This is a genomic window from Luteimonas wenzhouensis (assembly GCF_007859305.1).
Classification (GTDB): Bacteria; Pseudomonadota; Gammaproteobacteria; order Xanthomonadales; family Xanthomonadaceae; genus Luteimonas; species Luteimonas wenzhouensis.
Genome location: NZ_VOHE01000003.1, coordinates 319,130 through 340,833, shown reverse-complemented (window position 1 = coordinate 340,833; position 21,704 = coordinate 319,130). Strand labels below are relative to the sequence as shown.

General features: G+C 72.2%; 19 protein-coding genes. 8 read left to right on the top strand and 11 right to left on the bottom strand.

Annotated elements, in window-relative coordinates:
* Positions 1 to 38: 38 nt before the first annotated feature.
* The 3 genes from rpoZ to FQY79_RS07945 form a co-directional block, all read right to left on the bottom strand.
* Positions 39 to 338: a DNA-directed RNA polymerase subunit omega gene (gene rpoZ / locus FQY79_RS07955; protein WP_146312373.1), complete on the bottom strand. Its 300-nt coding sequence runs from the start codon at positions 336 to 338 to the stop codon at positions 39 to 41.
* 147 nt (positions 339 to 485) lie between these two features.
* On the bottom strand, positions 486 to 1,103 hold the full coding sequence (gmk, locus tag FQY79_RS07950; RefSeq protein WP_146312535.1) for a guanylate kinase: 618 nt from the start codon (positions 1,101 to 1,103) through the stop codon (positions 486 to 488).
* Positions 1,104 to 1,221: 118 nt separating this feature from the next.
* Positions 1,222 to 2,070 carry a YicC/YloC family endoribonuclease gene (locus FQY79_RS07945; protein ID WP_146312372.1) on the bottom strand — a complete coding sequence of 283 codons (849 nt, stop codon included), beginning with the start codon at positions 2,068 to 2,070 and terminating at the stop codon, positions 1,222 to 1,224.
* 92 nt (positions 2,071 to 2,162) lie between these two features.
* Between FQY79_RS07945 and rph the strand changes: the two genes are divergently transcribed.
* The 8 genes from rph to ppa all read left to right on the top strand — a co-directional run bounded on the left by rph (position 2,163) and on the right by ppa (position 12,153).
* The gene (gene rph, locus FQY79_RS07940; protein WP_146312371.1) at positions 2,163 to 2,888 is read left to right on the top strand and encodes a ribonuclease PH; all 726 of its coding nucleotides are present in this window, start codon (positions 2,163 to 2,165) and stop codon (positions 2,886 to 2,888) included.
* Positions 2,885 to 3,505 (top strand): RdgB/HAM1 family non-canonical purine NTP pyrophosphatase, encoded by a 621-nt coding sequence (gene rdgB / locus FQY79_RS07935; RefSeq protein WP_146312370.1) that lies wholly within the window; start codon positions 2,885 to 2,887, stop codon positions 3,503 to 3,505. The genes rph and rdgB overlap by 4 nt, the downstream gene beginning before the upstream one ends.
* The gene (hemW, locus tag FQY79_RS07930) at positions 3,502 to 4,698 is read left to right on the top strand and encodes a radical SAM family heme chaperone HemW (RefSeq protein WP_146312369.1); all 1,197 of its coding nucleotides are present in this window, start codon (positions 3,502 to 3,504) and stop codon (positions 4,696 to 4,698) included. Before rdgB ends, hemW begins: the two co-directional genes overlap by 4 nt.
* A gap of 85 nt (positions 4,699 to 4,783) precedes the next feature.
* On the top strand, positions 4,784 to 7,132 hold the full coding sequence (locus tag FQY79_RS07925) for a DUF1631 family protein (RefSeq protein ID WP_146312368.1): 2,349 nt from the start codon (positions 4,784 to 4,786) through the stop codon (positions 7,130 to 7,132).
* Positions 7,129 to 7,476, top strand: coding sequence for a PilZ domain-containing protein (locus FQY79_RS07920; protein WP_146312367.1), 348 nt, complete (start codon positions 7,129 to 7,131; stop codon positions 7,474 to 7,476). The genes FQY79_RS07925 and FQY79_RS07920 overlap by 4 nt, the downstream gene beginning before the upstream one ends.
* A 71-nt stretch (positions 7,477 to 7,547) precedes the next feature.
* Entirely contained in the window at positions 7,548 to 8,873 is a 1,326-nt protein-coding gene (gene pepQ, locus FQY79_RS07915; RefSeq protein WP_146312366.1) for a Xaa-Pro dipeptidase, read from the top strand.
* 188 nt (positions 8,874 to 9,061) lie between these two features.
* Positions 9,062 to 11,092, top strand: coding sequence for a sodium-translocating pyrophosphatase (locus FQY79_RS07910; RefSeq protein WP_146312365.1), 2,031 nt, complete (start codon positions 9,062 to 9,064; stop codon positions 11,090 to 11,092).
* Positions 11,093 to 11,607: 515 nt separating this feature from the next.
* The gene (gene ppa, locus FQY79_RS07905) at positions 11,608 to 12,153 is read left to right on the top strand and encodes an inorganic diphosphatase (RefSeq protein WP_146312364.1); all 546 of its coding nucleotides are present in this window, start codon (positions 11,608 to 11,610) and stop codon (positions 12,151 to 12,153) included.
* A 63-nt stretch (positions 12,154 to 12,216) separates the two neighbouring features.
* On the opposite strand, the gene FQY79_RS07900 is transcribed toward ppa, so the two are convergent.
* The 8 genes from FQY79_RS07900 to mltB all read right to left on the bottom strand — a co-directional run bounded on the left by FQY79_RS07900 (position 12,217) and on the right by mltB (position 21,646).
* Complete coding sequence (locus tag FQY79_RS07900) at positions 12,217 to 14,403, bottom strand: carboxy terminal-processing peptidase (protein ID WP_146312363.1); 2,187 nt, start codon at positions 14,401 to 14,403, stop codon at positions 12,217 to 12,219.
* Positions 14,404 to 14,638: 235 nt separating this feature from the next.
* Positions 14,639 to 15,655 (bottom strand): lipoyl synthase, encoded by a 1,017-nt coding sequence (lipA, locus tag FQY79_RS07895; RefSeq protein WP_146312362.1) that lies wholly within the window; start codon positions 15,653 to 15,655, stop codon positions 14,639 to 14,641.
* Between the two features lie 5 nt (positions 15,656 to 15,660).
* On the bottom strand, positions 15,661 to 16,407 hold the full coding sequence (gene lipB, locus FQY79_RS07890; RefSeq protein WP_146312361.1) for a lipoyl(octanoyl) transferase LipB: 747 nt from the start codon (positions 16,405 to 16,407) through the stop codon (positions 15,661 to 15,663).
* Positions 16,408 to 16,446: 39 nt separating this feature from the next.
* Positions 16,447 to 16,719: a DUF493 family protein gene (locus FQY79_RS07885; RefSeq protein WP_146312360.1), complete on the bottom strand. Its 273-nt coding sequence runs from the start codon at positions 16,717 to 16,719 to the stop codon at positions 16,447 to 16,449.
* 104 nt (positions 16,720 to 16,823) lie between these two features.
* On the bottom strand, positions 16,824 to 17,786 hold the full coding sequence (locus tag FQY79_RS07880; RefSeq protein WP_146312359.1) for a CsgG/HfaB family protein: 963 nt from the start codon (positions 17,784 to 17,786) through the stop codon (positions 16,824 to 16,826).
* Positions 17,787 to 17,933: 147 nt separating this feature from the next.
* Positions 17,934 to 19,163, bottom strand: a complete 1,230-nt coding sequence (locus FQY79_RS07875) for a D-alanyl-D-alanine carboxypeptidase family protein (protein WP_146312358.1) — start codon at positions 19,161 to 19,163, stop codon at positions 17,934 to 17,936.
* A gap of 90 nt (positions 19,164 to 19,253) precedes the next feature.
* Positions 19,254 to 20,522 carry a septal ring lytic transglycosylase RlpA family protein gene (locus FQY79_RS07870; protein WP_146312357.1) on the bottom strand — a complete coding sequence of 423 codons (1,269 nt, stop codon included), beginning with the start codon at positions 20,520 to 20,522 and terminating at the stop codon, positions 19,254 to 19,256.
* Positions 20,519 to 21,646 (bottom strand): lytic murein transglycosylase B, encoded by a 1,128-nt coding sequence (gene mltB / locus FQY79_RS07865; protein ID WP_146312356.1) that lies wholly within the window; start codon positions 21,644 to 21,646, stop codon positions 20,519 to 20,521. The genes FQY79_RS07870 and mltB overlap by 4 nt, the downstream gene beginning before the upstream one ends.
* Between the last annotated feature and the right edge of the window lie 58 nt (positions 21,647 to 21,704).

Below are 21,704 nucleotides of genomic sequence, written 5' to 3'. Positions count from 1 at the left end.
CCTCCGGGGGTGGACTGGATGGCGCCGGCGGGCGCCGTTCAGTCGTCGCCCTTCATGTCGTCCTCGCCGGCGACCACCTCGGCCGCGGCCCACTCCAGCGCCTCGCGCTCCTTGCGCTCGCGCTCGGCCTTGTCGACCGCGTCGATGTAGTCCTGGTCGATGCGGCGCGCGGCGATCTCGCGCAGCGCCAGCACGGTCGGCTTGTCCTGCAGTTCGGAGTTGTCGAGCTGCGGCTCGACGCCGTTGGCGAGCTGGCGCGCGCGCTTGGCGGCCATCATGACGAGCTCGAAGCGGTTGTCGACGACTTTCAGGCAATCTTCAACGGTGATGCGGGCCATGGGACTCCCGGCGGCCGGCGGGCCGTCGATTCAGGATGCGGGACCGGCCATTGTAGCGGGATCCGGCCGGATTGCAAGCATGCCCCATGAAAATCAATCACTTGCGACGCAAAAACCGGTGCGGAACGGCCGCGAGCCCGGTCAGGATCATTCCGGCGCCAGCAGCGCCTCGATCAGGGCCGCGTGCCGCTGCTGCTGGCGTTCGCGGCGCAGGCGGCTGGCGGCGAAGACCGCGCACATCTCGTCGACCGCGGTCTCGAACACCTCGTTGACGATGATGAAGTCGAACTCGCCGTGGTGCGACATCTCCTCGCGCGCGTTGGCCATGCGCCGGGCGATGGTCTCCTCGCTGTCCTGCCCGCGCTTGCGCATGCGCTCCTCGAGCGCGGCGCGCGAGGGCGGGAGGATGAAGACGCCCACCGCGTCGGGCACCTTGGCCTTGACCTGCTGCGCGCCCTGCCAGTCGATCTCCAGCAGCACGTCGCGGCCGGCGGCCAGCTGCGGCTCGACCGACTGCCTCGCGGTGCCCTTCCAGTCGCCGTGGACCTGGGCGTACTCGAAGAAGTCGCCGGCCGCGATCATCGCCTCGAAGCGCTCGGCGCTGACGAAGTGGTAGTGCTCGCCGTCGCGCTCGCCCGGGCGCGGCGGGCGCGAGGTGAACGAGACCGACAGGCAGATGTTGCGGTCGCGCGCCAGGCACGCGTTGACGATGCTCGACTTTCCCGCCCCGGACGGGGCGGCGACGATGAACAGGGTGCCGCGCATGGAGGCCTGGCTGGTGGCGTTCGGGGACTGGCCGCTCACGGCAGGCACCCTGCCGGCCGTGGTCGGGCCGGACATCCTACCTGTTCCCGCCGCCGCGGGCGCGCGCGCAGGGCCCGGCTCATTCGATGTTCTGGACCTGCTCGCGGATCTGGTCGATCAGCACCTTGAGCTCGACCGCCGCGCGGCTGGTGCGCGCGTCCACCGACTTCGACCCCAGGGTGTTGGCTTCGCGGTTGAACTCCTGGAGCAGGAAATCCAGGCGCCGGCCCACCGGCTCGCGCTGGGTGAACACGCGGCGGATCTCGTCGACGTGGCTGGCGAGGCGGTCGAGCTCCTCGTCCACGTCCAGCTTCTGCAGTGCCAGCACCAGCTCCTGCTCCACCCGCGCCGGGTCGGCCCCCTGCGCCAGCTCGGCCAGCCTGGCCCGGAGCCGGGTCCGCTGGGCCTCGCGGATATCCGGCACCAGCGTCCGCACCTCGGCGGCGATGCGCTCGATCCCGTCCACCCGCTCCAGGATCGCCGTTACCAGCCTGGCCCCTTCGCGTTCGCGGCCGGCGATGAACTCGTCGAGCACCGTGTCCAGCAGCGCCAGCACCTCGGCCTGCATCGCGGCCGGATCGGCGCCCTGCGACTGCAGCACGCCCGGGAACTGCAGCAGTTCCACCAGCCCCACGCGCAGCTCCGGGAAGTGGCCGCGCAGGCGCCCGGCCAGTTCGCCCAGGCGCGCCACCAGGCCCTCGTCCAGCTGCAGGGCGGCGCTGCCTTCCCCCGGGCGCAGGCGCAGGGCCAGGTCGAGCTTGCCGCGCGAGACGCGCGCAGACACCCGCTCGCGCAGCAGCGGCTCGAACGCGCGCAGTTCGTCGGGCAGGCGCAGGCCCAGTTCCAGGAACCGGTGGTTCACCGCGCGCAGCTCGCAGCCGAGCGTGCCCCAGGGCGTGCTGCGTTCCCCGGACGCGTAGGCGGTCATGCTTCGGATCGGCATCGCGGTCCCCGTGGGCCGTTTCCGGCGAAGCGGCAATGGTAATCTGGCGCCCCGTTTTTTTGCCGGAATCGCAGCACATGAACATCACCCGCCCCAGCGGCCGCGCACCCGACCAGATGCGCCAGGTCCGCATCGAGCGCGGGTTCACCCGCCACGCCGAGGGATCGGTGCTGGTGTGCTTCGGCGACACCCGGGTGCTGTGCACCGCCAGCGTGGACAACAAGGTCCCGGCGTTCCTGCGCGGCAAGGGCGAAGGTTGGGTGACCGCCGAATACGGGATGCTGCCGCGCGCCACCCATTCGCGCAGCGACCGCGAGGCCGCGCGCGGCAAGCAGGGCGGTCGCACCCTGGAGATCCAGCGCCTGATCGGACGCGCGCTGCGCGCCTGTGTCGACCGCTCGGCGCTGGGCGAGCGCACGATCACCCTGGACTGCGACGTGCTGCAGGCCGACGGCGGCACCCGCACCGCCGCGATCACCGGCGCCTACGTGGCCCTGGTGGACGCGGTGCGCTGGCTGCGCAAGCGCGGCGAGATCACCCGCGACCCGGTGTTCGGAGCGGTCGCCGCGGTGTCGGTGGGCATCTGGCGCGGGGTGCCGGTGCTCGACCTGGACTATGCCGAGGACGCCGGCTGCGACACGGACATGAACGTGGTGATGAACGACGGCGGCGGCTTCATCGAGCTGCAGGGCACGGCCGAGGGCCATGCCTTCCGCCGCGACGAGCTCGACGCGCTGCTGGGCCTGGCCGAGGGCGGGATCGCCACCTTGCTCCAGCACCAGCGCGACGCCCTGGCGCGATGAACGCGGCGCCACGGACGCTCGTGCTCGCCTCGGGCAACGCAGGCAAGCTGGAGGAATTCCGGGCGCTGCTCGCCGGCCGCGGTTTCGAGGTCCGCGCCCAGGACGAGTTCGGCGTCGAGGACGCCGAAGAGACCGGCCTGAGCTTCATCGAGAACGCGATCCTCAAGGCGCGCCACGCCAGCCGCGCCACCGGCCTGCCGGCGCTGGCGGACGATTCGGGGCTGTGCGTGGACGCGCTCGATGGCGCACCCGGCCTGTATTCGGCACGCTACGGCGGCGGGCACGGCGACGCCGACCGCAACATCGACCGTCTGCTGCGCGAACTCGACGGCGTCGCCGACCCCGACCGCGGCGCGGGTTTCGTCTGCGCGCTGGCGCTGTTGCGCCACCCGGAGGACCCGCATCCGATCGTGGTCGAGGGCCAGTGGCGCGGGACGATCCTGCGCGAACGCCGCGGCGGCGGCGGCCACGGCTACGATCCGGTGTTCCTCGATCCCGTCCACGGGCAGACCGCCGCCGAGATGCCGCTGCAACTGAAGAACCGGATCAGCCACCGTGGCCAGGCGCTGGCGCTGCTCGTCGAGCGGCTGTCGGCGACGGCCGCGCCCCCGCGATGAGCACGCCCGGCGCGGTCGCCGCCGGCACCGACGCCCCGGCACTGGTGCCGCCGCCGCTGTCGCTGTACGTGCACCTGCCCTGGTGCGTGCGCAAGTGCCCGTACTGCGACTTCAACTCGCACCAGGCGCGCGGGCCGCTGCCGTTCGAGGCCTACGTCGACGCGCTGCTGGCCGACCTCGACCACGACCTGCCGCTGGCCTGGGGCCGCACCGTGCACAGCGTGTTCTTCGGCGGCGGCACCCCGAGCCTGTTCCCGCCCGCGCAGATCGATCGCTTCCTGCAGGGCGCCAGCGCGCGGCTGCGGTTCGCGCCGGGGCTGGAGGTGACCCTGGAGACCAATCCCGGCACCGCCGAGCACGGCCGCTTCGAGGACTACCTCGCCGCCGGGGTGAACCGGATCAGCTTCGGCATCCAGAGCTTCGACGACGGCTGCCTGCGACGGCTGGGCCGGATCCACGACGCCGCCCAGGCCGAGACCGCGGTGCGGCTGGCGCAGGACGCCGGCTTCGACAACCTCAACCTCGATCTGATGTACGCGCTGCCCGGGCAGACGGCGGCGATGGCGCTGCACGACCTGGAGCGCGCGATCGCGCTTGGGCCCGCGCACCTGTCGCACTACCAGCTCACCCTCGAGCCCAACACCGTGTTCGCCGCCCGCCCGCCGCAGGACCTGCCCGACGAGGACCACGCCTGGGAGATGCAGGAGGCCTGCCAGGCGCGCCTGGCCGACGCCGGCTACGCCCAGTACGAGGTGTCGGCCTACGCGCGGCCCGGTCGCCAGTGCGCGCACAACCTCAACTACTGGCGCTACGGCGACTACCTCGGAATCGGCGCCGGCGCGCACGGCAAACTCACCCTGGGCGCGACGCAGCAGGTCTTGCGGCGCTGGAAGGCCAGGCATCCGGCCGCCTGGCAGGCGGCGGCCGGCAGTGCGGCGGCGATCGGCGGCGAGGAGTACGTTGCACCGCAACAACGGCCGTTCGAGTTCATGCTCAACGCGCTGCGGCTGGTGGAGGGCTTCAGTCTGGCGGCGTTCCAGGCCCGCTGCGGACTGCCGGTGGAGGCGATCGCCGCGCCGCTGGAGGAGGCCGTGGCCCGCGGCTGGCTGGAGCGCAGCGGCGAGCGCGTGGTCCCCACCGCGCTCGGGCGCCGCTTCAACAACGACGTGGTCGCCCTGTTCCTGCCCGGCTGAGCGCGGCTGGAGCGGCCCGGGCGCGGCATTGGCCGCGGCGCCCGCGGCATGTAACTATTGGGCGACCCGTTCCAAACCCGCCCTGATGCCCGTCACGCTTCCGCCCGCCGAACACGCGGCTCCCAGGTCGCTCGCCGCCGCGGGACTGCCTCCGCGCGTCCGCAAGGCGCTCGAGGCGGCGCTGGCCGTGGTCACCGACGACATCGAGCCGCACCTGGGCGCGATGCTCGACGAGTTCGAGGAGGAACTGTTCCGGCTCGCCGACCAGGCGCGCAACCCGGGCATCGAGTCGGGCTACATGCAGACGCTGCGCAGCTTCCGGCTCAACCGCGCCGACCTGGTGCCGCGTTTCATCCTCGAACTCGAAGCACAGGTGGCCGCGATCCGCACGCCGCGCTCGGCGCACGCCACCCCGTTGCCTGGCGGCCCCGGCTACGGTCCTGCCACCGCCGGCTTCGGCACCCTGAGCCTGGTGGACGAGTCGGTGATGGACGAGGACACGGTGCTGCGCGAGATCGCGGCACGCCAGGAAGCGCGCGCCAACCTCGCCCTGCACCTGCTCGGCCAGCGCTTCGGCGTGCTCGCCGGCGCGCCCGCCTTCGACACCGAGCGCCTGCCGCTGGGCCCGCAGGCGCTGTGCCGGGCGATGCGGGCCGCGGCCCATGCGCTGGACATCGAGCACGATTCGCGGCTGCTGCTTTACCGGATCTTCGATCGCCACGTGATGCAGGGTTTCTGGCGGGTGCTGGACCGGCTGGACGAGCTGCTCGACCGCGAGGGCATCCTGTCGGGCCTGACCTACGTGCCAGTGCGCATCCGGCCGTCGCCGCAGCCGCGCGAACGGACCGGCGAGGCGCGCCCGGCCGCCGCCACGCCCCCGGCCCGCGACGCCGCCCCGGCGGACCGGGCGCCGGCCACGCCCGCCCCCGGCCGCGGCGGCTACCGCGCCGGCGATCCGCAGCGGCCGCACACCGGCTGGATGGGCGAACCGATCGAGGAGCTGGACGAAGACGAGCAGCTTGCCTCCCAGCAGCTGCAGCAGCTGCTCAACAGTCGCCGCGAACTGCTCGGCAAGCTGCGTCCCGGCCGCAAGTCCGCAGGCGGTGCGCCGATCGCCACCGAGGAGGTGTTCTCGGCGCTGGGCCACCTGCAGGGGCAGTCGATGACCGCCGGTGGCACCCTGCAGACCCTGGCCGACGTGAAGCAGACCCTGCTGGCGCAGGCGCGCCAGCGCCGCGGGGTGCACGCCGAGCTCTCGCCGCGCGACAACGACACCTTCGAGCTGCTCGGGATGCTGTTCGGCAACCTCGAGGAGGAGATCCGCGCCGACGCGCCGGCCGCCTCGCTGGTCAAGCGCCTGCAGGTGCCGCTGCTGCGGGTCGCCCTGCGCGACAGCGCGTTCTTCGTTCGCAGCCGCCACCCCGCGCGGCAGCTGCTCAACACGGTGGCCGAAAGCGCCGCCAAGTGGCTCGACGACGCCGACTTCGACCCGCAGTTCCTGCAGCCGCTGCAGGCGGCGGTCAACCACGTCATCGAGAAGTACCACGGCGACCTGGAGGTGTTCACCGCCTCCAACGAACAGCTGCAGACCCACCTGCAGGCCCAGGTGCGCAAGGCCGAACTGCTCGAGAAGCGCCACGCCGAGGCCGCGCGCGGCAAGGAGAAGCTGGAGATCGCCAAGCTGCGCACGGCCGAGGTGATGGCCGGCCTGGTTGGCGACCGGCGACTGCCGCGCTTCACCCGCGCCCTGCTCAACCAGGCCTGGGCCGACGTGCTGACCCTGACCCTGCTGCGCCAGGGCGAGGAGTCGGAGGCCTGGGAGCGCCAGCTCGACGCCACCCGCCGGATCATCGACGCCTGCAGCCGCGACGACGCGCCGAGCGACCCGGGGCTGGTGCAGCACATCGAGGCTTCGCTGGCCCAGGTCGGCTACCACGGCGAGGAAGCCAGCGTCATCGCCCAGCGGCTCACCAGCAGTCGCGCCGACGAGGACGAGGACGAGCCCGCCTCGCGCACCGAGCTGGCGATGAAGCTCAAGGCGCGCACCCGCCTGGGCGAGGACGCCGAGCGCAAGAAGCCGCAGCTGCCACCGCGCACGCCGGAGGAGCAGGCGCGCTACGAGCAGCTCAAGGTGATGCCGTTCGGCACCTGGATCGAGTTCGTCACCAACCAGCAGGGCGACGTGGTGCGCCGGCGCCTGTCGTGGTTCAGCCCGATCACCGACCGCGCCCTGTTCGTCAACCAGCGCGGCCAGCGCGTGGGCGAGCAGTCGCTCGACAGCGTGGCGCGGATGCTGGCCGCGGGCCAGGCGCGGATCGTCACCGCCGGCCAGGCCCGCCTGGTGGACCGCGCCTGGCAGGCGGCGATGCACGCCCTGCGCAGCTTCGCCGGCCTCGGCGAGAAGGACGCCGGGACGGAAGGGGTGACGGCATGATGCACGAGTTCCGTCGGGCCAAGCGGCGCAAGGCCTCCGACACCATCCTGGTCACCGACGCGATGACCGAGCGGGTGATCGGCCGGATTGGCAACCTCTCCGAAACCGGCATGCTGCTGATCGCCAGCGAGGCGCTGGCCGACGACGCGCTCTACCAGCTGCGCTTCGCCCTGCCCGACGGGACCGCGGCCCAGCCGGTGGACGTGGGCGCGCACCTGCTGTGGCGCGACCGTGCCAGCGCCCCGGACCAGGTCTGGGCCGGGTTCCGGTTCATCGCGGTCTCCGAAACCCAGGCGCGGCGCCTGCGGGCCTGGATCGAAGCGCCCGGCAGCCACTACGAATAGCGCCCGGCGGGCCTGCAGCCAGGCGCGCATTGGGTCAGAATGCGGACCCCGCCCCACCGGTCGTCCTTACGATGTCCACCGCCAGTTCCCTGTACGCCGACCACCTCGCCACCCTGCACGAGCGCGCCGCGACCGCACTCGAGCGCGGCGGCTTCGACCACCTCGTGGTGCCCAGCGGCACCCCCCACGTGCAGGTGTTCGACGACCGCGAGTATCCCTACGCGGCCAACCCCCAGTTCAAGCACTGGCTGCCGCTGACCCGGCACCCGGGCTGCTGGCTGGTGGTCACCCCCGGGCAGCGCCCGCGGCTGGTCTACCTGCAGCCGCGCGACTACTGGCACGTGGTGCCACAGGCGCCCGAGGGTGAGTGGGTGGAGCACTTCGACATCGTCGTGATCCGCAGGCCAGACGAGGCGCTCAAGCACCTGCCGCGCAACGCCGGGCGCTGCGCGATCCTGGGCGAGCCGCAGAGCGCGCTCGGCCGCTACGGCGCGTTCCGTCCGAACAATCCGGGCCCGGTGCTCGACTACCTGGACTACCACCGCGCCTACAAGACGCCCTACGAGATCGAGATGCTGCGCGAGGCCACCCGCCGCGGCGTGCGCGCGCACCGCTCGGCCGAACGCGCCTTCCGCGCCGGCGCCAGCGAGTTCGGCATCCACCTGGCCTACTGCCAGGCCGCCGGCCAGGACACCGACGAGCTCCCGTACGCGAACATCGTCGCCCTCAACGAGCACGCGGCGGTGCTCCACTACACCGAGTTCGACCGCCTGCCGCCCAGGCCGGTGCGCAGCTTCCTGCTCGACGCCGGCGCCAGCCACGCCGGCTACGCCTGCGACATCACCCGCACCCACGCCCAGGAACCGGGCGAGTTCCAGGCCCTGATCGACGCGGTGGACGCCGCCCAGCAGCGGATGTGCGACCAGGTGCGTGCCGGCACCGACTACCGGCAGCTGCACCTGGACGCGCACCTGGCCCTGGCCGGCGTGCTGCGCGAGGCCGGCCTGGTGAAGGTGTCACCCGAGGAGGCCGTGGCCACCGGGGTGAGCCGCGCGTTCTTCCCGCACGGCATCGGCCACGGGCTGGGCCTGCAGGTGCACGACGTCGGCGGCTTCGCCGCCTCCGACCGCGGCGGCACGATCCCCAGGCCCGACGGGCATCCCTACCTGCGCCTGACCCGCGTGCTGGAGCCCGGATTCGTGGTGACCATCGAGCCGGGCATCTACTTCATCGACATGCTGCTCGAGGAACTGCGTGCGTCGCCGCAAGCCGGCGCGGTCGACTGGGACCGGGTCGAGGCGCTGCGCCCGTACGGCGGGATCCGGATCGAGGACAACGTGGTCTGCACCGGGGGCGACCCGCTCAACCTCACCCGCGAGGCGTTCGCCGCGGCCTGACCCCGCGGCTCCCGGACCGGCCCCGCGCGCTGGCGCCGGGGCCGGCCTCCGACGCCGGCCCGTGCCGGCGCATGCCGCACCGCACAACGCGCGGGCGCGCCCCGCCCCGCTCCCCGACCCGATTGGTGGACCTGCCCGGCTGTGCCATAGTCGTGGCACTTTTGGTCGGGTTGTCCCGGGGAGGATACATGCTCGAGCAGTACGGATTGACGCTGGCGCTCGTGTGCGCGGCGGTGGCCATCGCTTACGGCATCATCTCGGCAGGCTGGATCAACCGGCAGCCTGCAGGCAACGAACGCATGCAGCAGATCGCGGGCGCGATCCAGGAGGGTGCGCGCGCCTACCTCAACCGCCAGTACCTGACGATCGCGATCGCGGGCGTGGTGCTGTTCGTGCTGGTGGGACTGTTCCTCGACTGGTACACGGCAATCGGCTTCCTGCTCGGCGCGGTGCTCTCGGGCGCGGCCGGCTACATCGGGATGAACGTCTCGGTGCGCGCGAACGTGCGCACCGCCGAGGCCGCGCGCCAGGGCATGGGTCCGGCGATGGACGTCGCCTTCCGCGGCGGCGCGATCACCGGCATGCTGGTGGTGGGCCTGGGCCTGCTGGGCGTCGCCGGCTACTGGGCCGTGCTCAACCTCGCCCTGAAGCTGCCCACCGCCGAGGTGCTGCACGCGCTGGTCGGGGTGGCCTTCGGCTCCTCGCTGATCTCGATCTTCGCGCGCCTGGGCGGCGGCATCTTCACCAAGGGCGCGGACGTGGGCGCCGACCTGGTGGGCAAGGTCGAGGCCGGCATCCCCGAGGACGACCCGCGCAACCCGGCGGTGATCGCCGACAACGTGGGCGACAACGTCGGCGACTGCGCCGGCATGGCCGCCGACCTGTTCGAGACCTACGCGGTCACCGTGATCGCCACCATGCTGCTGGGCTACCTGATGGTGTCCGAAGTGGGCAGCAACGGCGTGCTCTACCCGCTGGTGCTGGGCGGGGCCTCGATCATCGCCTCGATCATCGGCGCGTTCTTCGTCAAGGTGAAGCCGGGCGGCTCGATCATGGGGGCTCTGTACAAGGGCGTGATCGTGTCCGGCGTGCTGGCGGCGATCGCCTACTACCCGATCACCCGGGAACTGATGGCCGGAAACAGCCACGGCGCGATGAACATGTACTGGTGCGCGCTGATCGGCCTGGCGCTGACCGGCGCGATCGTGTGGATCACCGAGTACTACACCGGCACCCAGTACGGCCCGGTCCGGCACGTGGCGCAGGCGTCCACCACCGGCCACGGCACCAACATCATCGCCGGCCTGGGCGTGTCGATGAAGTCGACCGCGCTGCCGGTGGTGGCGGTGTGCCTGGCGATCTGGGGCTGCTTCGCCCTGGGCGGGCTGTACGGCATCGCCATCGCGGCCACCGCGATGCTGTCGATGGCGGGCATGATCGTGGCGCTCGACGCCTACGGCCCGATCACCGACAACGCCGGCGGCATCGCCGAGATGGCCGAGCTGCCGCCGGAGGTGCGCGACGTCACCGACCCGCTCGACGCGGTCGGCAACACCACCAAGGCCGTGACCAAGGGCTACGCGATCGGTTCGGCGGCGCTGGCGGCGCTGGTGCTGTTCGCCGACTACACCCACAACCTCGAGGCGGCGAAGCCGGGCGTCGAGTTCGCGTTCGACCTCTCCGACCACCGCGTGATCATCGGCCTGCTGATCGGCGGCCTGATCCCGTACCTGTTCGGCGCGATGGCGATGGAGGCCGTGGGCCGCGCCGCGGGCAGCGTGGTCGAGGAAGTGCGCCGCCAGTTCCGCGAGATCAAGGGCATCCTCGACGGTACCGGCAAGCCGCAGTACGACCGCGCGGTAGACATGCTCACCCGCTCGGCGATCAGGGAGATGATCGTGCCCTCGCTGCTGCCGGTGGTGGTGCCGATCGTGGTCGGCCTGCTGCTGGGCCCCGAGGCGCTGGGCGGCCTGCTGATCGGCACGATCGTCACTGGCCTGTTCGTGGCGATCTCCATGACCACCGGCGGCGGCGCCTGGGACAACGCCAAGAAGTACATCGAAGACGGCAACTTCGGCGGCAAGGGCTCCGAGGCGCACAAGGCCTCGGTCACCGGCGACACCGTCGGCGATCCCTACAAGGACACCGCCGGCCCCGCCATCAACCCGCTGATCAAGATCATCAACATCGTCGCCCTGCTGCTGGTGCCGCTGCTGTAAGCCGGGCCAGACCGCGGTCCCTGAAGCCCCGGCCTGGCCGGGGCTTCTTTTTCCGCGGCGCCGGAAACGGGTCGCGCCAGGCGCCAGTGCCCTGGAAGGCGACCGCCCCTGGCCTGTGCGATGCCCGGCGAACCGTGCAGGGCGATCCACCGCGTCCGAACGCCGGTGTGCCTGGGGCGGCCTGCAGGCCTTCGCCCCGAACCTCACCCGGGAGGCCTCCGCCTTGGCGGAGACCCGGGCAACCGCGGCGATCACCCGGCGTCCGCCCGGGACCAGTCGAGAGCCCCCGGCATCCGCGAGGCCCCATCCACCGCCCGCGGGCCCGCTGCGTCCCAGCCTGGGCCCGGCGGACGGACCCGACGCTCCCATCCCCAAGGCCGAGGCCAAACGGGGATCGGCGCCCGAGCCCCCGTCCCGCCGCGCACCCCGTTTTTCCGCAATGCAGCATCAGTCGCGTAGAATGCCGCTCCTGTTCCGCGGGCTTCCGCCCCGCCCCCCCTCCGGAGCTGCAACGCATGGGTCTGGACCACGTCTCCACCGGCAAGAATCCCCCCGACGAGATCAACGTCATCATCGAGATTCCCAAGGACGCCGAGCCGGTCAAGTACGAAGTGGACAAGGAAAGCGGCGCGATCTTCGTCGACCGCGTCCTGTCCACGCCGATGCGCTACCCCTGCAACTACGGCTACGTGCCCAATACCCTGTGCGGCGACGGCGACCCGGCCGACGTGCTGGTGGTCCTGCCGCTGCCCCTGGTCCCCGGCTCGGTGATCCGCTGTCGTCCGGTGGGCGTGCTGAAGATGACCGACGAGGCCGGCAGCGACGAGAAGCTGCTCGCGGTCCCCGTGGCCAAGGTGTTCCAAGGCTATGCCCACGTCGAGAACATCGACCAGGTGAGCGCCCACTGGCTCGAGCGCATCGGCCACTTCTTCGAGCACTACAAGGACCTGGAGAAGGGCAAGTGGGTCAAGCTCGAAGGCTGGGGCTCGGCCGAGGAGGCCAAGCGCATCCTGGTCTACGCGATCGAGCGCCACGCCGAACAGGCGCGCCGGCCGGCCTGACGCCCGGCTGGCGCCGGCGGGGAGCCCGGGTGGCGGGCTCCACGGGGGCCGGCCGCCGCCCGGCTACTGCGCCCAGATCCCCGGCGCGGTCGACCGGGGCAACACCTGCGCCGAGAGCTTGCGATCGCTGTCGAGCAGGTGGATCGCGTCGGCCAGGATCGCCGCCGACTCGCGCAGCAGCGGGTCGGGCCGCTTCTCCGCGGCCTTCTCGCGCGCCGCGTCCTCGGCCACGTTGCGCTCGCCGGCCTGCAGCCCGTCGTCGGTGGTATCGGCCAGCGGGTCGAGCGCCAGGCCCAGGCGCTTGCGCTCCTCCTGGCGCTGCTTGCGCTTGGCCGCGTCGCGATCGCGCTCGGCGCGGCGCTCGGCCTCGTTGAGCGAGACATACTTCTTCTCGCGCTCGGCGCGGAACTCCGCCACGTCCTCGACCCACCACTGGAATTCCGGGTCCTGCTTGACCCGCTCGGCGTGCCGCGCCTGCAGTCGCGGCAACAGCGGCGCGAAGTCGCCGTAGCGCTCGTGCGGCACGGCCGCGATCTGGCGCCATTCCAGCGCGTTGTCGTAGGTGCTCTCGCCGAACTCGCTGGCGTCCACGGTCACCGGGAAGGCGATGTCGGGCACCACGCCGCGGTTCTGGGTACTGCTGCCGCCCGGCAGGAAGAACTGGGCGATGGTCAGCTTGACGTGGCCGAAGCGGTCGCCTTCCTTCGCCGGCCAGCGGTCGAGCGGGACGATGTTCTGCACCGTGCCCTTGCCGAACGATGTCTCGCCGATCACCAGGCCGCGGCCGTAGTCCTGGATCGCGCCGGCGAAGATCTCCGAGGCCGAGGCCGAACCGCGGTTGATCAGGACCGCCAGCGGGCCGTCCCAGGCCACGCCCGGGTTGCGGTCGCTCTCCACGCTCACGCGGCCGCCCGACTCGCGCACCTGCACCACCGGGCCCTTGTCGATGAACAGGCCGGTGAGCTCGATCGCCTCGTTGAGCGAGCCGCCACCGTTGTTGCGCAGGTCCAGCACCACGCCGTCCACGCCGTCGGTACGGAACTGCTCGAGCAGGCGGGCCACGTCGCGCGTGGCCGAGGTGTACTCGCCGTTGCGGCTGCGCCGGCCCTCGAAGTCCTGGTAGAAGGCCGGCAGCTTGATCACGCCGATGCGCTTGTCGGCGCCGCCGCCGGCCGGGGCCGGCAGCGAGATGATCTCGGACTTGGCCGCCTGCTCCTCGAGCTTGATCCGCGCGCGGGTGAGCACCACCCGCACCGGTTCGCTGTCGAGGGTGGCCTCGCCGGGGACCACGTCCAGGCGCACCTGGGTGCCCTTCGGGCCCTTGATCTTCTCGACCACGTCGTCCAGCCGCCAGCCGACCACGTCCTCCATCGGCCCGCTGCTGCCCTGGCCGACGCCGACGATGCGGTCGCCGGGCTTGAACTTGCCGCTCAGCGCCGCCGGGCCGCCCGCGATCAGCTCGCGGATCACCACCACGTCGTCCTGCTTCTGCAGCTGTGCGCCGATGCCCTCCAGCGACAGCGACATGTTCTGCGTGAACAGCTTGGCCGTACGCGGGTTCATGTAGTCGGTATGCGGATCGACCGTCGACGTGTACGCGTTGAGGAACGACTGGAACGCGTCCTCCTGGTTGAGCGCGGCCACGTTGTTGCCGAGGTTCAGGTAGCGGCGGCCAAGGGTCTTGCGGATCTCGTCGGGCTTCTTGCCGGCCAGCTTCAGTCGCAGCCAGTCGTTGCGCACCGACTGTCGCCACAGCGCGTCGAGCTCGGCGCGGTCGGCGGCCCAGGGCGCGTCCTCGCGGTCGTACTCCCAGCGGTCGTCGCCGGTGAAATCGAAGATGTCCTTCCCGAGCAGCTCGCGCGCGTAGGCCACGCGCTCGGCCACGCGCTGCTTGTACACGGCGAAGATGGCGTAGGCCGGCTCGAGCCTGCCGCTGCGCACGTTCTCGCCCATCTGCGGCTTGTGGGCCTCAAAGCGGGCGATGTCGGCGGCGGTGAAGAACAGCTTGTTGCGGTCCAGCGCCTCGAGGTAGTGGTCGAAGATCTCGGCCGACATGGTGTCGTCGAGCGGCCGCGGCCGGTAGGCGTAGCGGCTGTCGGACAGCAGCCCGTAGACCAGCTTGGCGGTGGTGATCTGCTCGGGGGTGGGCGCGCCCGGCAGCGCGTCGCCCTCGGCGCGCGCCATCATCCCCAGCGGCACGCTCAGCACCAGGGCAATTAGGGGCACGGCGACGAGGCGGGTGAATTTCATCGGAAACGGTCCTGGGAGGAAGGCTGTGGGCGCCCGTCCACGTTGGCGCCCCCGTTGGACCCCGCGCCAGTGCACAAAGTTGCGGGGGCCTGCCCCACTCTATCGGCCGCGGCTTGCGGGGATGTGAACGATGATGGCACGTCCCGTTGCCCCCCGTGCAACGCGGCCGCGGGACGGAGCTGCCCGGATGGCCCGGGCCGGTCGCCGGGCGGCGGCGGACGCGCCCCGCGGACGGTCAGGAGGCGGCCGCGTCCAGCCCGGCCTCCATCGCCTGGCGGTCGGCGTGGTAGGACGAGCGCACCAGCGGGCCGGAGGCGACGTGGCTGAAGCCCAGCGACATGCCGTAGTCCTCCAGCGCCTTGAACTCCTCGGGGGTCCAGTAGCGCAGCACCGGGTGGTGGTGCGGCGAGGGCTGCAGGTACTGGCCGATGGTGACCATGTCCACGTCGTGGGCGCGCAGGTCGCGCAGGGTGCCCTGGACCTGCTCCATGGTCTCGCCCAGGCCGAGCATGATCCCGGACTTGGTCGGCACGTCCGGATGCTGGGCCTTGAACTTCTTCAGCAAGGTCAGCGACCACTGGTAGTCCGCGCCCGGGCGCACGTTGCGGTACAGGTCGGGTACGGTCTCGACGTTGTGGTTGAACACGTCCGGCGGCGCCGTGGCCAGGATCTCCAGCGCGCGCTCCATGCGGCCGCGGCCGCGGAAGTCCGGGGTCAGGATCTCGATCCGGATGCCCGGCGACTTCGCCCGCACCGCGCGGATGCAGTCGACGAAGTGCTGGGCGCCGCCGTCGCGCAGGTCGTCGCGGTCCACCGAGGTGATGACCACGTACTTCAGGCGCATGTCGGCGATGGTGTCGGCCAGGTTCGCCGGCTCGGAGGGATCCGGCGGCTTCGGCCGGCCGTGGGCCACGTCGCAGAAGCTGCAGCGGCGGGTGCACACCTCGCCCAGGATCATGAAGGTGGCGGTGCCGTGGCCGAAGCACTCGTGGATGTTGGGGCAGCTGGCCTCCTCGCACACCGTCACCAGCCGGTTCTTGCGCAGCTTGGCCTTGAGCGCGGCGACCGCGCCGTTGGACGGGATCCGCACCCGGATCCAGGACGGCTTGCGCAGCACCGGCGCGTCGACGAACTCCACTGGCGAGCGGGCGATCTTGTCGCCGCCCAGCTGCTTGGCCCCGGTCTCCAGCGACGCCGGCGCGTCGGCCGGCACCATCTGCAGCGGGATCGGGCGGGACGGGGACTGGGACATGGCGCTCAGGGGGCTCGCGACGGGGTCGGTCGGGGGTCGGCGAGGTCCGGCGGCGGCGCATGCTCCAGCGCCAGTCCGAACTGCCGTGCCAGCTCGTCCAGCAGCACGGGCTTGACCGCGTCCATGCCGGACGGACCGCCCAAGTCTAGCATCGAGGTCACCTGCAGCCCGGCGTAGCCGCAGGGGTTGATGCGGGCGAACGGCTCCAGGTCCATGGCGATGTTGAACGCCAGGCCGTGGAAGCTGCGGCCCTGGCGCACCCGGATCCCGAGCGCGGCGACCTTGGCCCCGGCCACGTACACGCCCGGGGCGCCCTCGCGGCGCACGCCAACGATGTTCCACTCCAGCAGGGTGTCGATCACCGCCTGCTCGATCCGGTGCACGTACTCGCGCACGCCCAAGCGCATCCGCCGCAGGTCCAGCAGCGGATAGGCCACGATCTGGCCCGGCCCGTGGTAGGTCACCTGGCCGCCGCGGTCGACGTGCAGCACCGGGATGTCGCCCGGCATGAGCACGTGCTCGGACCGGCCGGCCTGGCCCAGGGTGAAGACCGGCTCGTGCTCGACCAGCCACAGCTCGTCGAGCGACGCCCCGTCGCGCGCATCGGTGAAGCGCTGCATGGCGCGCCAGACCGGCTCGTAGGGCTGGCGGCCGAGGTCGCGGACCAGGCAGGCCCGGGGTGCGGCCACGGGCGCCCCGGCGTCCGGCGCGGGGGCCTGCGGCGCGGGCCGGCCGGCGACGGGTTCAGCCATCGCCGCGCCCCGCCCGGCCGCGCATCGGCGCCGGCCGGCTCACAGCGTCCATTTCACGTCCGGGTGGGCGCGCAGCGCGTGGTGCGCGGCCTCGTAGCGGCCGCGGTCCTCGGCGTGGAAGTGCAGCTTGACCGAGACGTAGCGCCCGCCGCGGGCGGTACGCACGCTGAGCGACCCTTCGACCACCACCAGCCCGGCCTCGGTCAGCAGCCGCGGCACGGCGGCCTCCAGCCCGGCATTGCCGATGGCCGCGATTTCGAAGACCCCCGGGAACTGGAAGCCGTGCTCGGGGTTGTCGGACCTGATTTCCATCGTTCGATTATGGGGCCGGATCGCCCGGTCCCAACCCGCCACGGCCAGGACGCGAAGGGCCGCCCGGAGGCGGCCCCTGCGTCACGCGGCCGGGACGGCCCGGCTCAGCGCGAGAGTTCGAGCAGGGTCGAGGACACCCAGCCCTTGTTGCCCAGTTCGTCCTCGACCTCCCACATCATCCCCTGCTTCTCGCCGGTGGGGTACAGCATCATGCCCACGTCCAGCGAACGCACCACGCCCTTGCCGTCGGGGCCGGTGAACAGGCGTGCGGGCTTGGTGACGGTGACCGCCTGGTGGGCGTTGGCCGCCGAGGCGTTGTCCGGCAGCCCGCCCAGCTGGGCGACAAGGTCGGTATAGGCCTGCAGGTAGGCCAGGGTGATCACCTGGCCGAGCTCGGTGTTGGCGTAGCCGCCGACGCCCGCGGCGCCCAGGCCGCTGCTGCCGAACAGGCCGCCGCCCGCGCCCCAGCCGATGTCGGTCTTCTTGGCGTGGCCCTCGGCCATCGCGACCTGCTCGGAGGAGCGCACGTCGGTGACGGTCAGCACCACGTCGGCGGTCTTGCTCTTGAAGTTCAGGCCCCCGACCAGGGCCCCGGCGCGACCGCCGATCAGGCCGCCCAGCAGGCCGCCCACGGCGTTGCCCCCGGCATTGGAGTTGGCGCCGATCAGGTCGGGCACCATCACGTAGTCGGCCGCGCGGATCTGGCCGCGGCCGATGTTGGAGCGGTTGCGCAACTCGCCGGCGGACCCCAGCTCGCGCTCGCGCATGGCCGCGTCCAAGCCGGCGCCGCGGTCGACCAGGGTGAAGCAGCGCGACTTGTTGACGAACACCTTGATCAGCCGCGACGGCGCCGGCAGCTGCTGGCCGGTCCACCAGTGCACGCCGTCCTCGGGTTCGATCACCGAAATCGTGCCCAGTGGCTGGGCGCAGGTCGGGATCTGCGCCACCTGCTGCTGGCGTCGCTCCTGTGCGCTCTGGCGCTGGGCCAGCGCCGGTGACGCGGCCGCGACCATCGCGACCGCCGTGAGCGCGAGCGTGAGCACGCGCTTGCCAGTGGATCCGGACATATGGAGTTACCCCTTTCGTTCTTCCTGAAGATATGGTCGTCCGGGCGCATGCGCCCGCCCCCGCGGACGGGCGGAACGCACTCCAGCGTCCCGCCCTGCGCGGATCTTAGCAAAGACGAAACCGGGGCCGGGGGCCGGACAGGGGCCTCAGTCGGCGTACCACCACATCAGGAATTCGTGCCACAGGCGCTTGAAGAACCCGGCCTCGGCGACCTCCTCCAGCGCCACCAGCGGCCGCTCGGCGACCACCTTGCCGTCCAGCGTGACCCGCACCCGGCCGATCTCCTGGCCCCTGGCGATCGGCGCCACCAGGGTCGCGGGCACGTCCATCGAGGGCTTGAGCTGGTCGTAGCGGCCGCGCGGCAGGCTGACCAGCAACGGGGCGTCGACCCCGAGCGCGACCTCGTTCACCTTGCCCTTCCAGACCTTCTGCACCGACACCGGCTTGGACGGGTCGTACAGGCGGTGGGTCTCGTGGAAGCGGAAGCCCCAGTTGAGCAGCGCCAGGGAGTCGTTGGCGCGCTGGGATTCGCCGGTCGAGCCCATCACCACCGAGATCAGGCGCTGGTCGCCGCGCTTGGCCGAGGCCATCAGGCAGTAGCCGGCCCCAGAGTGGTGGCCGGTCTTGATCCCGTCCACGCTCTGGTCGCGCCATAGCAGCAGGTTGCGGTTGCGCTGGGTGATCGGGCCGACGGTGAATTCCTTGATCGCGTTGTAGGCGTACTGCTCGGGGAAGTCGCGGACCATCGCGGCGCCGAGCAGGGCCAGGTCGCGCGGGGTCGAATAGTGGTCCGGCTCGGACAGGCCGTGCGAGTTGACGAAGTTCGAGTTCTTCATGCCGATGCGTCTGGCATAGGCGTTCATCAGCGCGGCGAACGCCTCCTCGCTGCCGGCCACGTGCTCGGCCAGGGCGATCGCGGCGTCGTTGCCCGACTGCACCACCATGCCCTTTTCCATGTCCACCAGCGGCGCGGTCTGGTTGACCGGGAAGCCGCTGTAGCTGCCGTCGGTGCCGGCGCCGCCCTTGCGCCAGGCGTTCTCGGTCATCATCACCTGGTCGTCGGGGGAGATCTTGCCGGCCTTCATCTCGGCCGCGATCACGTAGCTGGTCAGCACCTTGGTCAGGCTGGCCGGCTCGACCCGCTGGTCGATGTTCTCGCCGGCCAGGATCTGGCCGCTCTCGTAGTCCATCAGCAGCCACGCGGTCGCGGTCACCGGCGGCGGCGGCGGCGTGGGCAGTGCCTCGGCCGGCTCCGCGGCCGCGGCCGCGGCGGGCGCGGGCCCCGGCCGCGGCGCGTCCTGCGCGAACGCGAACCCCAGGGCGCAGGTGGCCAGCGCGGTGACGGCGAAACGGCGGAAGGCGGCGGTGGATCTCATCGAACTGGGTACTCCGGTAGTCCGGTCGTCCGTGGCCGGTCGAGGGGGGACGCCCACGACACGGCGCGGACGCGATGGCGACGGAACAGTCTAATCGCGCACGACCTGGGGCATGCCCAGGCCGAGGCCGGATACGCGCGCGGACAGTTCAGCCAGCGCGGCCTCGCCCACCGGGCCCACGCGCACGCGCCACAGGGTGCGGCCGGCGCTGGCCACGTCCTGCATCCAGGCCTGGGCGATGCCCGCGCCGCGCAGCGTGGCAAGCACGCGCTCGGCGTTGTCGCGCACGGAGAACACGCCGACCTGGAGCGTGACCGGCTCGCCGGTGGCTGACGGGGCGGGGGCGGCCGCAGCCGCCACCGCGGGCGCCGGCGCGGCCGACGCCGCCCTGGACGGGGCGGCGTCCGCGGCTGCCAGCCGCGCGTGGCGGGCGCGCATCCAGGCATCGAATTCGTCGGCGCTGCGGACCCGGCCGTTGTCGTCGACCAGGCGGAACCGGTCCTCCTCGCGGCCGTAGTCCGGGTGGTCGGCCAGTCCGGCCGGGCGTCCCGCGGGCGCGGCGCCGGCCACCGAGGCCACGGCCCGCGGCGCGGGCGCATCGGGTGTCGTGGCCAGCTGCCCGACCAGGGCATCCATCCCCGTTGCCTGCGCGGCAGGGGGTGCGGCGGGCACCGGCGCGGCCGCCTGCAGGGTCGACGCCTCGGCATCGCCCGGCCGCAGCGCGCGTACCTCGACCCGTCCGGTGCCCTGGCGATGGATGTCGAGCTTGACCGCGGCGGCATAGCTCAGGTCGATCAGCCGGCCTTCGTGGAACGGTCCGCGGTCGTTGACCCGCACCACCACCGAGCGGCCGTTGTCCAGGTTGGTCACGCGCGCGTAGCTGGGCAGCGGCAGCGACCGGTGGGCCGCGGTGAAGGCGTACATGTCGTAGACCTCCTGGTTGGAGGTCCGGCGACCGTGGAACTTGGCGCCGTAATACGAGGCCACCCCGGTCTCGACGTAGTCGTCGGCCGATTCGAGCACGTGGTAGGTGCGGCCGAGCACCTGGTAGGGGGAGCGGTTCCCGTAGGCCGACCGCGGTTCGTCGACCACGCGCGGTTCGGGGATGCAGTCGACGTTGGGGATGTGGTCCGGCGTCGAGTCGCGCACGTCCGGGCGGTACAGCCCCCCGGCGACGTAGTGGCCGCGGGTGGACAGATCCTCGCGCGCCGGCGGGTACGGCTTGAAGCCGGTGCAGTCCGGCGCTCCGGCCGCGGCGGGGCCGGCGGCCACCTGGCCGGGCGCGGCCCCGGGCTTTTTCGCGGTGCCGGCGCAGCCGGCCAGCAGCAGCACCGCCAGCAGCAACAGCAGCCGCCTCATGGCGATGTTCCGACTCCGGCGCGGATCGCCTGCGCGAGCTGGTGGACCGAGAGGGAGTACATCGGCGAGCGGTTGTAGCGGGTGATCACGTAGAAGTTGCGGTAGGCGAGCCAGTACTCCGGGCCGGCCTCGCCCTGCAAGGTGAGCACGGTCGCGCCCTCGGCGACCGGTTCGCCCGGCAGCGGCCGGTAGCCGCGCGCGGCCAGCTCGGCCAGTGGAAACACCGGATCCCAGCCGTCGGGCACGAAGTCCTCGGCGCCCGGGTCGCGGCTGGCGCGCGCCACCACCGGGCCGCCGGGCTCCCAGCCGTGGACCACGAAGTAGTTGGCGATCGAGGCGAACACGTCCGGCAGGTGGGTGAGCAGGTCGCGGCGGCCGTCGCCGTCGCCGTCCTTGGCCCACAGCCGGTAGCTCGAGGGCATGAACTGGCCCAGGCCCATCGCCCCGGCATAGCTGCCCTTGAGCGCGAGCAGGTCGAGTTGCGGCTCCTCCTGCTTCAGTGCGAACAGCTGGGCCAGCTCGCCGGCGAAGAACGGGGCCCGCCGCGGAAAGTCGAAGGCCAGGGTGTAGAGCGCGTCGAGCACGCGGTAGTTGCCGGTCACCCGGCCGTAGCTGGTCTCCACGCCGATGATCGCGACGATCAGCTCGGCCGGCACGCCGGTCTGCGCGGCCACCCGCTCGAGCGCCTCGCGGTGCTGGCGGTAGAAGGCGATGCCGCCGTCGATGCGGGCGGGGTTGAGGAAGATCGGGCGGTATTCGTGCCACTGCTTCACCGCCTCGGCCGGGCGGTTCATGGCGTCGATGATCGACTGGCGCCGCTGCGCCTGTGCCAGCACCCCGCGGACCAGCGCGCGGTCCACGCCGTAGGTCTCGGCGGTGTAGTCGACGAAGGCGGCGATCCGCTGCTCGCGCGGAATCGCCGGGTCGGTGACCTGCGGCGGCGCGACCGGGCGCTCGGGCGGCTGCGGCACCTTCGGCAGCAGCGCCGGGGCGGCCGCTGCGCCAGAGCCGCTGGCGGGCGCGTCGGGCGCCGCCGCGGACCCGGCCGGCACCGGTGTCGCACAGGCACCCAACGCAAGCGACAGCACGATGGCGGGAAGCAGCGGGGCCGGGGGTCGGGTCATCGGCGCGAGGGTAGCACGCGTCCTGCGCGCGAAGGATTCCACCGCATGAACGCCGGCG